This is a genomic window from Pseudomonas sp. B23(2017), from assembly GCF_002113725.1.
GTDB classification, from domain to species: domain Bacteria; phylum Pseudomonadota; class Gammaproteobacteria; order Pseudomonadales; family Pseudomonadaceae; genus Aquipseudomonas; species Aquipseudomonas putida_Z.
The window spans coordinates 70121-83693 of sequence record NZ_NEJM01000014.1; the positions used below are offsets into that span (position 1 = coordinate 70121).

Genomic DNA, 13573 nt, shown 5'->3' on the forward strand with positions numbered 1-13573 from the left:
CCGAGGTGCAGATGAGACCCACGCTCCCTCTTTTCGCCTGCTTGCTGTCATGCGCCAGCGCGTCGGTGCTGGGCGATACCTTCAGCGCCGCCATAGGCATGGACTATTCAAGTGGCGACTATGGCACGGGTACAACCTCGGAAATCTGGTACATCCCCGTGGTCGGCAAGTATGAAACCGGCCCAATGACCTACAAGGTCACCGTGCCCTGGCTGCGCATCACCAACCCTGAAGTGGGCCCGAATGGTGACCCCTTGCCCGGTGGCTGCCGGGATGTGGAAAGCGGGCTGGGGGACACGGTTGCCAGCGCCGGTTATGCCCTGCTCGATGGCAGTGACGGCGGCTTGATGCTGGACCTGATCGGCAAGGTCAAATTCCCCACTGCCGATGAAGACCAGTGCCTGGGCACCGGTGAGTATGACTACACCGGCCAGGTCGACATCGCCAAGGCCTTTGGCCCGGTGACCGGCTTCGCGACCCTGGGCTGGAAGAAGTTCGGCGACCCGCCCGACAGCGATTTCGACGACCCGATATTTGCCAGTCTCGGCTTCGCCATGCCCGTGGCTGCAGGCACTTCGGCGGGCGCCTCCTACGACTGGCGGCAGAAGGTCGTCTCGACGGGCGCCCAGATCAAGGAACTTACCCTGTTCCTGACACACAAGCTCAACCAGCAGTGGAAAGTGCAACTCTATGCAGTCAAAGGCTTCTCGGATGCCAGCCCGGATGCAGAGGGCGGCCTGATGCTTTTTCACGCGTTCTGACGAAAAAGCCCCAGACCCGGTAATGCCTGTCAGATAGCGTCAATGGGGCTGCTACGCAGCCCATCGCCGGCAAGCCAGCTCCCACAGGTACCGCGCAGAATTCAGGAATTGCGCGATCCCCTGTGGGAGCTGGCTTGCCGGCGATGGGCCGCGAAGCGGCCCCAAATTACATAACTGCCAGGCATTATGTTCCAGCGCGATTAAATGGGTTCAGCCCACATGTCGTATTCGTCGGCATCCACCACGCGGCAACGCACCTTGTCACCCGGCTTGAAGCCGTGGTCGCCATCGATGAACACGCTGCCGTCGATTTCCGGGGCATCGAAGAAGCTGCGGCCAACCGAACCTTGCTCTTCCACTTCATCGATCAGCACGTCGATTTCCTTGCCGATGCGCAGTTGCAGGCGGGCGGCGCTGATGGCCTGCTGATGGGCCATGAAGCGGTCCCAGCGGTCCTGCTTGACGTCGTCCGGCACTTCTTCCAGGCCCAGGTCGTTGGCCGGGGCGCCTTCCACCGGCGAGTACTGGAAGCAGCCCACGCGGTCCAGCTGGGCTTCGGTCAGCCAGTCCAGCAGGTACTGGAAGTCTTCCTCGGTCTCGCCCGGGAAGCCGACGATGAAGGTGGAGCGAATCACCAGCTCCGGGCACTGCTCGCGCCAGTTCTTGATACGTGCCAGGGTGCGGTCTTCGAAGGCCGGGCGCTTCATGGCCTTGAGCACTTTCGGGCTGGCGTGCTGGAACGGGATGTCCAGGTACGGCAGGATCTTGCCGGCGGCCATCAGCGGGATCACGTCGTCGACGTTCGGGTAAGGGTACACGTAGTGCAGGCGTACCCAGGCACCCAGGCTGCTCAGGGCTTCGCACAGCTCGAGCATGCGGGTCTTGACCGGGCGGCCGTTCCAGAAGTCGGTCTTGTACTTGACGTCGACGCCGTAGGCGCTGGTGTCCTGGGAAATCACCAGGATCTCCTTGACCCCGGCCTTGACCAGGCGCTCGGCCTCGCTCAGCACTTCGCCGACCGGGCGGCTGACCAGCTTGCCGCGCATCGACGGGATGATGCAGAAGCTGCAGCTGTGGTTGCAGCCTTCGGAAATCTTCAGGTACGCATAGTGGCGCGGGGTCAGCTTGACGCCCTGCGGCGGTACCAGGTCGATCAGCGGGTTGTGGTCCTGGCGTGGCGGCACCACTTCGTGCACGGCGTTGACCACCTGCTCGTACTGCTGCGGGCCGGTGACCGACAGCACGCTCGGGTGCACGTCACGGATGCTGCCTTCCTCGACACCCATGCAGCCGGTGACGATGACCTTGCCGTTTTCCTTGATCGCTTCGCCGATCACTTCCAGCGACTCGGCCTTGGCGCTGTCGATGAAGCCGCAGGTGTTGACCACCACCACGTCGGCGTCCTCGTAGGTGGGCACGACTTCATAGCCTTCCATGCGCAGCTGGGTCAGGATGCGCTCGGAATCGACCAGGGCTTTTGGGCAACCCAGGCTTACGAAACCTACCTTGGGGGTGGCGGGCGTGGTGGACATGACTAACCTCGGTATTGAATGCAGGTCGCCCGACCGGAATCGGGGGCGATCTTGACGGGCGCTTTTGGCGCCTCTGATCAAAAAGTGCGCAATTCTAGCGAGCGCAGGGTCGCTTGACCAGCAGAAATGCGACGAACGCTGCGCTATGCTTCGCGCCATTGTGTCGGGGGTATCAGTACCACCTGGCGCATGGGGAATTCTACTGGCCTTGCAAGGCCGTCTGCGGGAGTGGTCGATGGTTCAGGCAAGCAGTCACGCCGAGGGCGGGCACGAGGGGAAGCAGGGCGCGACGCGGTCGCTGAGCCTGCTCGTGGCGGCGGTCGGGGTGGTTTATGGCGATATCGGTACCAGCCCGTTGTATACCCTCAAGGAAGTCTTCAGCGGCGGGTACGGAGTGCCGGTCAACCATGACGGCGTGCTGGGGATCCTGTCGCTGATCCTGTGGTCGCTGCTGTGGGTGGTGTCGTTCAAGTACGTGATGTTCATCCTGCGCGCCGACAACCAGGGCGAGGGCGGCACCATGGCACTGACTGCACTGGCGCGGCGGGCCACGGCGGCCTACCCGAGGTTGCGTACGCTGATGGTGGTGTGCGGGTTGATCGGCGCTTCGCTGTTCTATGGCGACAGCATGATCACCCCGGCGGTGTCGGTACTGTCGGCGGTGGAGGGCATGGGGCTGGCCTTCGAAGGCATCGATCACTGGGTGGTGCCGATTTCGCTGGTGGTGCTGGTGGCGCTGTTTCTGGTGCAGAAGCACGGCACCGAGAAGATCGGCAAGCTGTTCGGCCCGATCATGGTCACCTGGTTCGTGGCGCTGGGCGCGCTGGGAGTGCATGGCATCTCGCAGAGCCCGGAAGTGCTCAAGGCATTCAACCCGGTCTGGGCGGTGAACTTCTTCGTGGTTCACCCCGGCATGGGCGTGGCCATCCTTGGCGCGGTGGTGCTGGCGCTGACCGGTGCCGAGGCGCTGTACGCCGACATGGGCCACTTTGGCCGCAAGCCGATCGCCCGCGCCTGGTTCATCCTGGTGCTGCCGGCGCTGGTGCTCAACTACTTTGGCCAGGGCGCGATACTGCTGCAGAACCCGGAGGCGGCACGCAACCCTTTCTACCTGCTGGCGCCGGGCTGGGCACTGCTGCCGCTGGTCGGGTTGGCCACCATGGCCACGGTGATCGCCTCGCAGGCGGTGATCTCGGGGGCCTTCTCCCTGACCCGCCAGGCCATCCAGCTGGGTTACATTCCACGCATGCAGATCCAGCACACCTCCAGCGACGAGCAGGGGCAGATCTACATCGGTGCGGTGAACTGGGCGCTGATGGTTGGCGTGGTGCTGCTGGTGATCGGCTTCGGGTCGTCCGGCGCCCTGGCGGCGGCCTACGGCGTGGCGGTGACCGGTACCATGCTGATGACCACGCTCCTGGTCTCGGCGGTGATGTTGCTGCTGTGGAAGTGGCCACCGATGCTGGCGGTGCCGATCCTGCTGGGTTTCCTGTTTGTGGATGGGCTGTTCTTTGCCGCCAACGTGCCGAAGATCATCCAGGGCGGGGCATTCCCGGTCCTGGCCGGCGCTGTGCTGTTCCTGTTGATGAGCACCTGGAAGCGCGGCAAGCAGATCCTGATGGAGCGTATCGACGAAGGCGCGCTGCCACTGCAGCTGTTCATCAGCAGTATCCGCATTCAGCCGCCGCACCGGGTTGAAGGCACGGCGGTGTTTCTCACGGCGCGCTCCGATGCGGTACCCCATGCACTGCTGCACAACATGCTGCATAACCAGGTGCTGCACAGCCAGGTGGTGCTGCTGACGGTGGTCAGCGAGGATCGGCCACGGGTGCCGGAGCAGGAGCGCTTTGAGGTGGAGGCCTATGGCGACGGGTTCTTCCGCGTGTTGCTGCACTTCGGCTTCATGGACGAACCGGACGTGCCGGCGGCGTTGAAGCTGTGCCACCTGGAAGACCTGGATTTCAGCCCGATGCGCACCACCTTCTTCCTCAGCCGCGAGACCGTGATCGCCTCACGGCTGGAGGGAATGTCGCGCTGGCGGGGTAACCTGTTCGCGTTCCTGCTGAAGAATGCCAACGGCAACTTGCGCTTCTTCAACCTGCCGCTGAACCGGGTAATCGAGCTGGGGACCCAGGTCGAGATCTGAGGGGCAACACAGATTTCAAGGCAATACCCGCCCCATGTGGGAGCGGGCGTGCCCGCGAAGCCGGCAACTCGGTGTAGGGCACCGGCTTCGCCGGTGTTCGCGGGCATGCCCGCTCCCACATGGACCCGCATTGCTTTCAAAGCTTGCGCTGTACCTGTGGGAGATTGCCCAGCCCTTTGGGCTGCGCTGTCGCGCAGATAACTGGATTCGCAAGCGATCCTCGTACCCTGTGGGAGCGGCTTTAGCCGCGAAGAATCCAACGCGGTGCATGGCACCGGCTGCGCCGGTGTTCGCGGCTAAAGCCGCTCCCACAGGGTCTCTGCTAATCAATGAGTTATGTGCAGTTCTATGAGAGCGGGTTTACCCGCGAATGGGCCGCAAGGTCTTATCAGTTCTGCTCAGCCACGCTGGACTTGCCCTGGCGCGTCTCGATCTCGCCGATCAAGCGCTTGGCCAGTGCCGGGTAGTTTTCGTCGAAGTGGTGCCCCCCCGGCAGCTTCAGGCGTTCACCCACCGCAGTCTTGTCGGTGCAACCGCTCTCGTCGGTTTCTTCCACACCATACACGCACACCACCTTGGAGGCCGGCAGCCTGGCCATTTCCGGCCCGGTTGGCGCTTCCTGGCCTTCCTTGCCCAGCCAGCCCTCGACTTCGATCTCGAAGCTGCCGCTGCGGGCAAAGGCCAGCAGCATCACCGCGTCGATACGCTGCTGGTCCTCGGCCGGCAGGCGGTTGTAGATCGCCGGCAGCACGTCGGCACCGAACGAATAACCGGTCAGCACGAAGCGCTTGGTGCCCCATTTCTGCCGGTAGTGCTGCATCAGCTCGGACAGGTCGGCGGCGCTTTGTTCCGGGGTCTTGTGCTGCCAGTAGTAGCGCAGCGTATCAATGCCGACCACCGGGTAGCCAAGCTTGGCCATTTCCCCGGCCACGTCGCGGTCCAGGTCCCGCCAGCCGCCATCACCGGAAAGGAACAGGGTGACCGTGTCGGTGGTCTGCCCGGCTGGCACCTCGACCACCGGGATGGCCAGGGCGTTGCCGTCGTGGCCGACCAGGGCCTGGGTCAGTTGGGCCTTGAGCACTTGTGGCAGGTGAATGTCGTAGTCGCTGATACTGGTTTCGGCATTGGCCTGGTCGCGCACGAAGGCGGCGCTGGCGTCATCCGGGTTGTCGTTCCAGGCGACGTTCCAATGGCCGTGGGCGGCCGACTTCGGCAGCGCTGCCTGGCAGCCGGGCTGTTCCAGGCTGAAGTCCACGGAAATCGCCCGCGCCTTGTCGTTGTTCTGGCTGGCCAGCCAGCGCCACGCCTGAGAGGCGCCAGGGCCGATACCGGCGACCAGGGTCGGTTTCTCCGGCAGCTGGCCCATGGCCTGGTCCAAGGCCTGTTGCTGCTTGCTGCAGTCGTTGGGCGGCAGGATCACCTGCACCAGTTGCGCTTCGCCAGCCTGGGCCAGATCCAGCAGCTGCCTGTCGGTCAGCGCCTGGTCCTGGGGTACACCGATGGCCACTCGGGCCTTGGGGTGCACGCCTGGGGTCACACGGGTGATGCGGGTGTCATTGATGCTCAGTTGTTCCAGGCGTGCCTCGGGGGCCGGGCGGGTCCATAGCCAGAACGCCAGCGCGCCTCCCAGGGCGGCCAACAGCAGGGGAACCAGCAGGTACAGCCAAAAGCGTCGGGTCATCAACGTTTCACCAATCCAGTCAGGCCGCCTGCGATCAGGGCGGCGGTGTCGGCCAGTGCCACCAGCGGGTCGAGCCCGGCCGGCACGGCCATGTAGCGGGGTTCCCAGTCCGGTTGGAACTTGTCCTTGAAGCGTCGAAGCCCCTGGAAGTTGTACAGCTGCTCGCCACGGCGGAACACCATCGAGCCCAGGCGCTGGGTCAAGGGCGCGCCACGCCGCGGCTGCAGGCCGGAAAGCGGCACCATGCCCAGGCTGAAGCGGGCGTAGTCATGGCTTTTGTAGTGCAGGATCAGGCCGATCATCATGAATTCCATGGTCAGCTTCGGGGCCTCGGGGTGCGCACGCATCAGGTCGAGGCTGGCCAGTTCGTTGCCATGGGTTTCCAGCAGGTTGGCGAAAGCCACCGGGCGGCCCTGGAAGCGGATCAGGGCAATGCGAAAATGCTGCAGGTATTCAGGGCTGAAGCGCCCCAGCGAGAAGCCTTTCTCGCGCACGTTCTTGCCGCCAAGCCAGGCGTCGGAAATTTCCTTCAGCTCTGCCAGCGGGGCATGCCCGGGTTCGTGGATTTCCAGGCTCAGGCCGTCACGGCCGCCACGGTTCCAGGTGTAGCGCAGGTCCTTCATCTCCTTGCCCTTGGCTTCGAGGTCGAAGCGGCGCAAGTCGACCCGGGCTTCTTCGCCCAGCTTCAGCGCGGTCAGGCCGATGTCCATGTAGAACGGCAGGTTCTCGGCGCGCACCTGATAGAACACCGGGCGGGCATGGTGCAGGTCGCACAGGTCGCGGAATTGCCAGATCATCTCGGCGCGCTCCTGGGCCGGGCCGATCGGGTCGTACAGCGCCACCAGGCTGCGGCCGCGACGGGCGTACATGAGGAAGGCGTTGTCGCGAGGGTGGAACAGCAGCGCCTTGTCGCCGGTCAGGGCCAGGCCGCCATCGGGCTGGTCGGAGGCCAGCAGAATGCGGTTGGCACGCAGCAGCTCTTCTTCGTCAGGCAGGTGGATCACCGGTGGTGCGGTGCGCAGCAGCCAGGTCAGGGCCACGGCCGCCAGCAGCACTGCGCTGCCCATGGCGGCGCGCAGGCCACGCGGGGCATCGGCATCGAGGGTGAACTGCCACCACAGCTGATGGCTGTAGGGCACATCCTGGTAGGCGAACAGCAACAACCACACCGATGCGCCGACCACACAGGCGCTGGCCACCAGAAACACCGGCGAGAATGGCAACTCGAGCAAACGGCTGGGGCGGTAGAAGGAACGGCGGAACAAGGCGAGCAGGGCGGCAGTGAGGGTCAGCAGGCAGGCCTCTTCCCAATCGAAGCCCTTGAGCAGCGACAGCAGGGCGCCGACCAGCAACAGCACGGTGGTCAGCAGCCAGGCGGCGGACAGGCGCCGGCGCAGGCCCTGGGCCAGCAGCAGGCACAGCACGCCGATCAGGCTGGCGCCGAAGTGCGAGGCGTCGATCAGGCGGTGCGGAACCAGGAAACCCATGTGCTCCAGGCGGGTGTCGATCTCGGGCGTGGCCCCGGAGAACAGCAGCACCACCCCGGACAGGAACACCAGGATCGACAGGATCGGCGCGGCCAGCCCGGAAGCGGCCTTGATAGCCTGTTGCGCGAACAGCAGGCGCCGGGCCTCGTTGGCCAGCAGCAGCACGCAGGCCAGCAGCAGCGGCAGCACCACGTAGATCAGCCGATACAGCAGCAGGGCCGCGGCCAGCGGCGCGGCGCCGAGTTGGTCGGCAAAAGCCGCCAGCAGGATCGCTTCGAATACCCCGACGCCGCCCGGTACGTGGCTGAGCACACCTGCGGCCAAGGCCAGCAGGTACACCAGCACAAAGGCACCGAACGGCGGTGCTTCGGGCAGTAGCAGATACAGCACGGTGGCGGCAGCGGCGACATCCAGTGCGGTGATCAGCAATTGCAGGGCTGCCAGGCGTGCGCCAGGCAGGCGCAGTGTGCGGCGGCCCAGTTGTACCAGCAGGCTGTTGGCCAGTGGTTGCTCAGCCAGGCGACGGCGGTACAAGCCGAACACCAGCACGCTGCATACCAGCAGCACGGCTATTGCGACACCCGCCAGCAAGCCAGGCGCCAAACCCAGTGCGGCAGACGCCGCCGGCAGGTCGCTCAAGGTCGCCAAGGCGGCCAGGGGCGGCAGCGCGCAGCCCAGTGACAGGCTGGCAAAAACGGTCATCCGTGCAACTTCACCTGCGCCAACCCCCTGGCGTGCATACAGGCGGTAGCGCACCGAACCGCCCGAAAGCATCGACAGGCCGATGGCGTTGCCGATGGCAAAGGCGCTGAAACCGCCCAGCGCCAGGCTGCTCGCCGGCAGCTTCACGCCGGCATAGCGGCTGGCAGACCACTCGTAGCCCAGCAGGACAACGAAACCGAGCACGGTAGCCAGCAAGGCGCCAAGTAACGACTGGGGCGGGACGCTGAGCATGGCATCGTGCAAGGCATAGATGTCCAATTCGCTCAACAGGTGGCGGCAGGCGATCAAGGCCATGGTGAACAACACCAGGGTCACTACCAGGCCGATGGGCTGGCGGTAGCGGCTCAAGCGTTCGAGCAAGGGCAAGCGTTGCACCGCGCCGGGTAGCGCCGAGGCAAGCGGCACCGGGGGTTCGGGGTTGTGCGAAGTCATGGATTGCCCCGGGCTTGCAGCGCGAGGTGAGGGAAAGGTGTGGCCAAGTGAGAGTCCCTTAGGAAAACGTATCCAATGTTACTCCGGCCTCAAGCGCTTTCAGCGGCCTGGCAGGGTTAAAGATAGTTCATCCTGGGCACGACCTCTCAAGCCTGCGGGTTGGCTGGAGGGCGGGGGAATTGGGGGCGACGAAAAGCAGGAGGGGAAAAGCAACAAACCCCGCGCTGCTGTTACACAGGCGGGGTTTGTTCTGACGAATATGGTTGCGGGAGCCGGATTTGAACCGACGACCTTCGGGTTATGAGCCCGACGAGCTACCAGGCTGCTCCATCCCGCGTCAGTGGGGCGCATTCTACAGCTTTCAGAATGGGTGTCAAGCGCTAGTCATTGATTTTTTTGAAATTTCTTTCAACGCATTATTTGACGCAAAAGAAAAAGGCCACTGTGTGAACAGTGGCCTTTTCTCGAATCTGGTTGCGGGAGCCGGATTTGAACCGACGACCTTCGGGTTATGAGCCCGACGAGCTACCAGGCTGCTCCATCCCGCGCCTGTGAGATCGAATTCTACGGATTTACCCGTGGGTGTCAAGCTTTTTTCTGAAAAAACCTTTCCTGTTCAAACTCTTAGCGTTTGAATATAGCGCGCAGCTCAGGCGCGACGGGGCTTTCAGGCCGATTATCGACCAATGCCGGGCACAGGCTGCATGCCTCGAAGGCACATGCGATACTATCTGTATGAATTTACAGTGCTGACGGTCATCCATGTCCTTGCGCAAGATCATCCACGTCGACTGCGATTGCTTTTATGCCGCGATCGAAATGCGTGACGACCCGCGCCTGGCCGGGCGGCCCATGGCGGTGGGGGGCTCGGCCGACCACCGTGGGGTGATCGCCACCTGCAACTATGAAGCGCGTGCCTACGGCGTGCGTTCGGCCATGTCGTCGCGGCACGCCCTGAAGCTGTGCCCGGACCTGCTGATCGTCAAGCCGCGCTTCGAGGCCTACCGTGAGGCCTCGCGGGAAATCCACACGATCTTCCGCGACTACACCGAGTTGATCGAGCCACTGTCGCTGGACGAGGCCTACCTGGATGTGAGCGACAGCCAGTGGTATTCGGGCAGCGCCACGCGCATTGCCGAGGATATCCGCCGGCGCGTCGCCCGCACCCTGCATATCACTGTCTCGGCCGGTGTGGCGCCGAACAAGTTCCTGGCCAAGATCGCCAGTGACTGGCGCAAGCCCAATGGCCTGTTCGTGATTACTCCGGGCGAAGTGGAGGCGTTCGTCGCCGCCCTGCCGGTGGCCAGGCTGCACGGGGTAGGCAAGGTAACGGCAGACAAGCTGGCGCGGTTGGGTATCGAAACCTGCCTGGAATTGCGCGACTGGTCGCGCCTGGCGCTGGTGCGCGAGTTCGGCAGCTTTGGCGAGCGTTTGTGGGGGCTGGCGCGGGGTATCGATGAACGTGCGGTGCACAATGACAGTCGCCGGCAGTCGGTCAGCGTGGAAAACACCTACGACACCGATCTGCCGGACCTGGCCAGTTGCCTGGCACGGCTGCCCGAGCTGCTGGAAAGCCTGAACGAGCGTATCGCCCGAATGGACAGCAGTTACCGACCGGAAAAGCCCTTCGTCAAGGTCAAGTTCCATGACTTCAGCCAGACCACCATGGAACAGGCGGGGGCGGGCAGGGACCTGGAGAGTTATCGACAATTGCTGGGGCAGGCGTTTGCCCGTGGTGGCAAACCGGTGCGCTTGCTGGGGGTAGGCGTGAGGTTGCGCGACTTGCGCGGGGCGCATGAGCAGCTGGAGCTGTTCCCGCCTCAATAAATGGCCTGGGCCTGGCTGCATGGCCCCCTGTGGGAGCGGCCTTGTGTCGCGAAAGGGCCGCGCAGCGGCCCCAGGATTTCAGCAGTGATGCATCAATTGTCGGGGCTGCTCTGCAGCCCTTTCGCGACACAAGGCCGCTCCCACAGGGGGGATGCGTTGCCGCAGCAGTTACTGCGCGCCCGGGTCGGCCACCAACCGGCCAGTGGCCTTGGTCAGCGACTGCAGAAACTCCTGCTGCAACTCCGGATCGTTGCGGGTCAGTTCGATCAGGCTCTGTTCCATTTCACTGGCTTCCTCTTCCAGGCCCAGTTCGGACAAGCGCTTGACCCGGTGTACCCATTGGCCGACATCGTCATCTTCGAGGTCATCGAAGATCAGTTCATGGGCTTCGAGCAGCTTGTTGCGCAGGGTGGCGCTGACCAGCAGGCTGGCATCGCCACGTACCGCGTTGTCCTCGTCCAGCACCTGCAGGTGCAGGGTGCCGATGTGGTTGAGGTTCTGCTCGGAGAACGGGCTGTCGAGCAGGTTCAGGCGCAGCACGCCGTTCCTGTCGGTGGTCAGCTCGTGGGTCATCTTGCCGGCCTTGACCTCGACCAGGCGCTCGCTCCAGGGCACGCTGGTAGATTCCTCGCGCTTGCCTTTCTGCACTTCGCTGATCCCGGCCAGGTTCTGCTGGGCACGGCCGTTGGACGGCACGTTCATGAACGGGTTGAGCCCGTCCACGCCATAGCTGAGCCAGTCGTGGGTGATGCTTTCCGGCAGGTTGCCCAGGGCGAAGACATTGACCACATTGGCACCCACGCCTGCCACCACGGCCACCGCACCCAGCGGGATCTCGTAGATTTCCCGCCAGGGTTGGTAAGGCGTGTAGCGGTCATAGCTGCGCGTGACTTCGAATTCGGTGACTTCGAAGCGCTTCTGCTCATGCACGCGCACACGTCGTTGCGGAAGCTCCATCACCTTCGGCTCGCCGACATCGATCTGCAGGGTGTGCTCGAGCAGTTTGCGCTCGACGCGCTCCTCATGGTCGCTGCGCTGGGACATCTGGTTGGCGCAGCCGCTGACGAGCAGGGCGCCGCACAGTGCGGCGCCCCCCAGGGGAAAGGTACTTCGCTTGAACATGATCACTCGTGCATTGGTTATCAGCGGCGAACGCGGGCCTGCAGGAAGGTCAGCACTTCATTGAGCGGCAACGACTGGGCGTCCTGCTCGGTGCGGTGCTTGTACTCCAGGTTGCCTTCGGCCAGGCCGCGATCGCTGACGACGATGCGGTGCGGGATGCCGATCAGCTCCATGTCGGCGAACTTGATGCCTGGGCTGGTCTTCTTGTCACGGTCGTCCAGCAGCACTTCGTAGCCGGCAGCAGTCAGCTCGGCGTACAGCTTGTCGGTCGCCTCGCGAACTACCTCGGTTTCGTAGCGCAGCGGTACCAGGGCGATCTGGAACGGGGCCAGGGCGTCGTTCCAGATGATGCCCTTGTCGTCGTAGCTCTGCTCAATGGCAGCTGCCACCACGCGGGACACACCGATGCCGTAGCAGCCCATGGACAGGGTTACCGGCTTGCCGTTCTCGCCCAGTACCTGGCACTTCAGCGCCTCGCTGTACTTGGTGCCGAGCTGGAAGATGTGGCCCACTTCGATGCCGCGCTTGATCACCAGGGTACCCTGGCCGTCCGGGCTCGGGTCGCCTTCGACCACGTTACGCAGGTCTGCGACCTGTGGAACCGGCAGGTCGCGCTCCCAGTTCACGCCGAAGTAGTGCTTGTCGTCGATGTTGGCGCCAATGCCGAAGTCGCTCATCAGGGCAACCGAACGGTCAATGACGATTTCCAGCGGCAGGTTCAGCGGGCCGAGCGAGCCGGCGCCGGCACCGATGGCCTCGCGCAGTTCAGCGTCGGTGGCCATGACCAGCGGGTCGGCAACCTGTTCCAGCTTGGCCGCCTTGATTTCGTTGAGCTCATGGTCGCCACGCACGATCAGCGCTACCAGCTTGCCTTCTTCGGCGCCGCGCACGATCAGGGTCTTGACGGTCTTCTCGATCGGCAGGCCGAAGTTTTCCACCAGCTGGGCGATGGTCTTGGCGTTCGGCGTATCGACCAGGCGCAGCTCCTCGGTAGGGGCCGGGCGCACGGTTTCACGCGGGATGGCCTCGGCCTTCTCGATGTTGGCGGCGTAGTCGGAGCTGTCGCTGAAGATCACGTCGTCTTCGCCGGACTCGGCCAGTACGTGGAATTCGTGCGAGTAGCTGCCACCGATGGAGCCGGTGTCGGCCTGCACTGGGCGGAAGTCCAGGCCCAGGCGGGTGAACACGTTGCTGTACGCCTGGTGCATGCGGTCGTAGGTTTCCTGCAGGGAAGCCTGGTCGGCATGGAACGAGTAGGCGTCCTTCATGATGAACTCGCGGCCGCGCATCAGGCCGAAGCGCGGGCGGATCTCGTCACGGAACTTGGTCTGGATCTGGTACATGTTGAGCGGCAGCTGTTTATAGCTGGACAGCTCGTTGCGGGCCAGGTCGGTGATCACTTCTTCGTGGGTCGGGCCGACGCAGAAGTCGCGCTGGTGGCGGTCCTTCAGGCGCAGCAGCTCGGGGCCGTACTGTTCCCAGCGGCCGGATTCCTGCCACAGTTCGGCGGGCTGGATGCTGGGCATCAGCACTTCCAGGGCGCCGGCGGCGTTCATTTCCTCACGCACCACGGCCTCGACCTTGCGCATCACCCGCAAGCCCATCGGCAGCCAGGTGTACAGGCCGGAGGCCAGTTTGCGGATCATGCCGGCACGCAGCATGAGCTGATGGCTGATGACCACTGCGTCGGCAGGGGTTTCTTTCTGGGTGGCGAGCAAATATTGACTGGTGCGCATGGTGAGCCGTGTCGATTGCCTAAGACATTGAAATGACCCCGCATTGTACGGGGGCGAAACGAAGGCGTACAGGATGCCCCAGGGCGTGACGCTTGTCAGCCAAGAAAAAGCCCGGCGTGATCGCCG

General features: G+C 63.9%; 8 protein-coding genes and 2 tRNA genes. 3 read left to right on the top strand and 7 right to left on the bottom strand.

The window, feature by feature from the left end:
* Positions 1-11 precede the first annotated feature (11 nt).
* Positions 12-761, top strand: coding sequence for a hypothetical protein (locus tag CAG46_RS20755; RefSeq protein ID WP_039613960.1), 750 nt, complete (start codon positions 12-14; stop codon positions 759-761).
* 200 nt (positions 762-961) lie between these two features.
* Here CAG46_RS20755 and rimO read toward each other — a convergent pair whose 3' ends face one another.
* Complete coding sequence (rimO, locus tag CAG46_RS20760) at positions 962-2293, bottom strand: 30S ribosomal protein S12 methylthiotransferase RimO (protein WP_013973825.1); 1332 nt, start codon at positions 2291-2293, stop codon at positions 962-964.
* A gap of 235 nt (positions 2294-2528) precedes the next feature.
* Here rimO and CAG46_RS20765 point away from each other — a divergent pair, with 235 nt between their 5' ends.
* Positions 2529-4439 carry a potassium transporter Kup gene (locus tag CAG46_RS20765; protein ID WP_085618000.1) on the top strand — a complete coding sequence of 637 codons (1911 nt, stop codon included), beginning with the start codon at positions 2529-2531 and terminating at the stop codon, positions 4437-4439.
* Between the two features lie 388 nt (positions 4440-4827).
* Here the strand turns inward: CAG46_RS20765 and CAG46_RS20775 are convergent, their stop codons facing one another.
* The 4 genes from CAG46_RS20775 to CAG46_RS20790 all read right to left on the bottom strand — a co-directional run bounded on the left by CAG46_RS20775 (position 4828) and on the right by CAG46_RS20790 (position 9310).
* Positions 4828-6120, bottom strand: a complete 1293-nt coding sequence (locus CAG46_RS20775; RefSeq protein WP_025340272.1) for a virulence factor family protein — start codon at positions 6118-6120, stop codon at positions 4828-4830.
* Complete coding sequence (gene mprF, locus CAG46_RS20780; RefSeq protein WP_085590694.1) at positions 6120-8762, bottom strand: bifunctional lysylphosphatidylglycerol flippase/synthetase MprF; 2643 nt, start codon at positions 8760-8762, stop codon at positions 6120-6122. The genes CAG46_RS20775 and mprF overlap by 1 nt, the downstream gene beginning before the upstream one ends.
* Before the next feature lie 260 nt (positions 8763-9022).
* Positions 9023-9099: transfer RNA gene (locus tag CAG46_RS20785), tRNA-Met, on the bottom strand.
* A gap of 134 nt (positions 9100-9233) precedes the next feature.
* Positions 9234-9310: transfer RNA gene (locus CAG46_RS20790), tRNA-Met, on the bottom strand.
* 220 nt (positions 9311-9530) lie between these two features.
* On the opposite strand from CAG46_RS20790, the gene dinB reads away from it, so the two are divergent.
* Positions 9531-10589, top strand: coding sequence for a DNA polymerase IV (gene dinB, locus CAG46_RS20800; protein ID WP_170978906.1), 1059 nt, complete (start codon positions 9531-9533; stop codon positions 10587-10589).
* Positions 10590-10757: 168 nt separating this feature from the next.
* On the opposite strand, the gene CAG46_RS20805 is transcribed toward dinB, so the two are convergent.
* Positions 10758-11711 (bottom strand): hypothetical protein, encoded by a 954-nt coding sequence (locus CAG46_RS20805; protein WP_023661807.1) that lies wholly within the window; start codon positions 11709-11711, stop codon positions 10758-10760.
* Positions 11712-11731: 20 nt separating this feature from the next.
* Positions 11732-13447 carry a proline--tRNA ligase gene (locus CAG46_RS20810; protein ID WP_075046062.1) on the bottom strand — a complete coding sequence of 572 codons (1716 nt, stop codon included), beginning with the start codon at positions 13445-13447 and terminating at the stop codon, positions 11732-11734.
* Positions 13448-13573: the final 126 nt, after the last annotated feature.

Excerpts from the sequence above, each read along its gene's own strand:
- CAG46_RS20755 (WP_039613960.1), top strand. The coding sequence starts at position 12 with ATGAGACCCACGCTCCCTCTTTTCGCCTGCTTGCTGTCATGCGCCAGC.
- rimO (WP_013973825.1), bottom strand. The coding sequence starts at position 2,293 with ATGTCCACCACGCCCGCCACCCCCAAGGTAGGTTTCGTAAGCCTGGGT.
- CAG46_RS20765 (WP_085618000.1), top strand. The coding sequence starts at position 2,529 with ATGGTTCAGGCAAGCAGTCACGCCGAGGGCGGGCACGAGGGGAAGCAG.
- CAG46_RS20775 (WP_025340272.1), bottom strand. The coding sequence starts at position 6,120 with ATGACCCGACGCTTTTGGCTGTACCTGCTGGTTCCCCTGCTGTTGGCC.
- mprF (WP_085590694.1), bottom strand. The coding sequence starts at position 8,762 with ATGACTTCGCACAACCCCGAACCCCCGGTGCCGCTTGCCTCGGCGCTA.
- CAG46_RS20805 (WP_023661807.1), bottom strand. The coding sequence starts at position 11,711 with ATGTTCAAGCGAAGTACCTTTCCCCTGGGGGGCGCCGCACTGTGCGGC.
- CAG46_RS20810 (WP_075046062.1), bottom strand. The coding sequence starts at position 13,447 with ATGCGCACCAGTCAATATTTGCTCGCCACCCAGAAAGAAACCCCTGCC.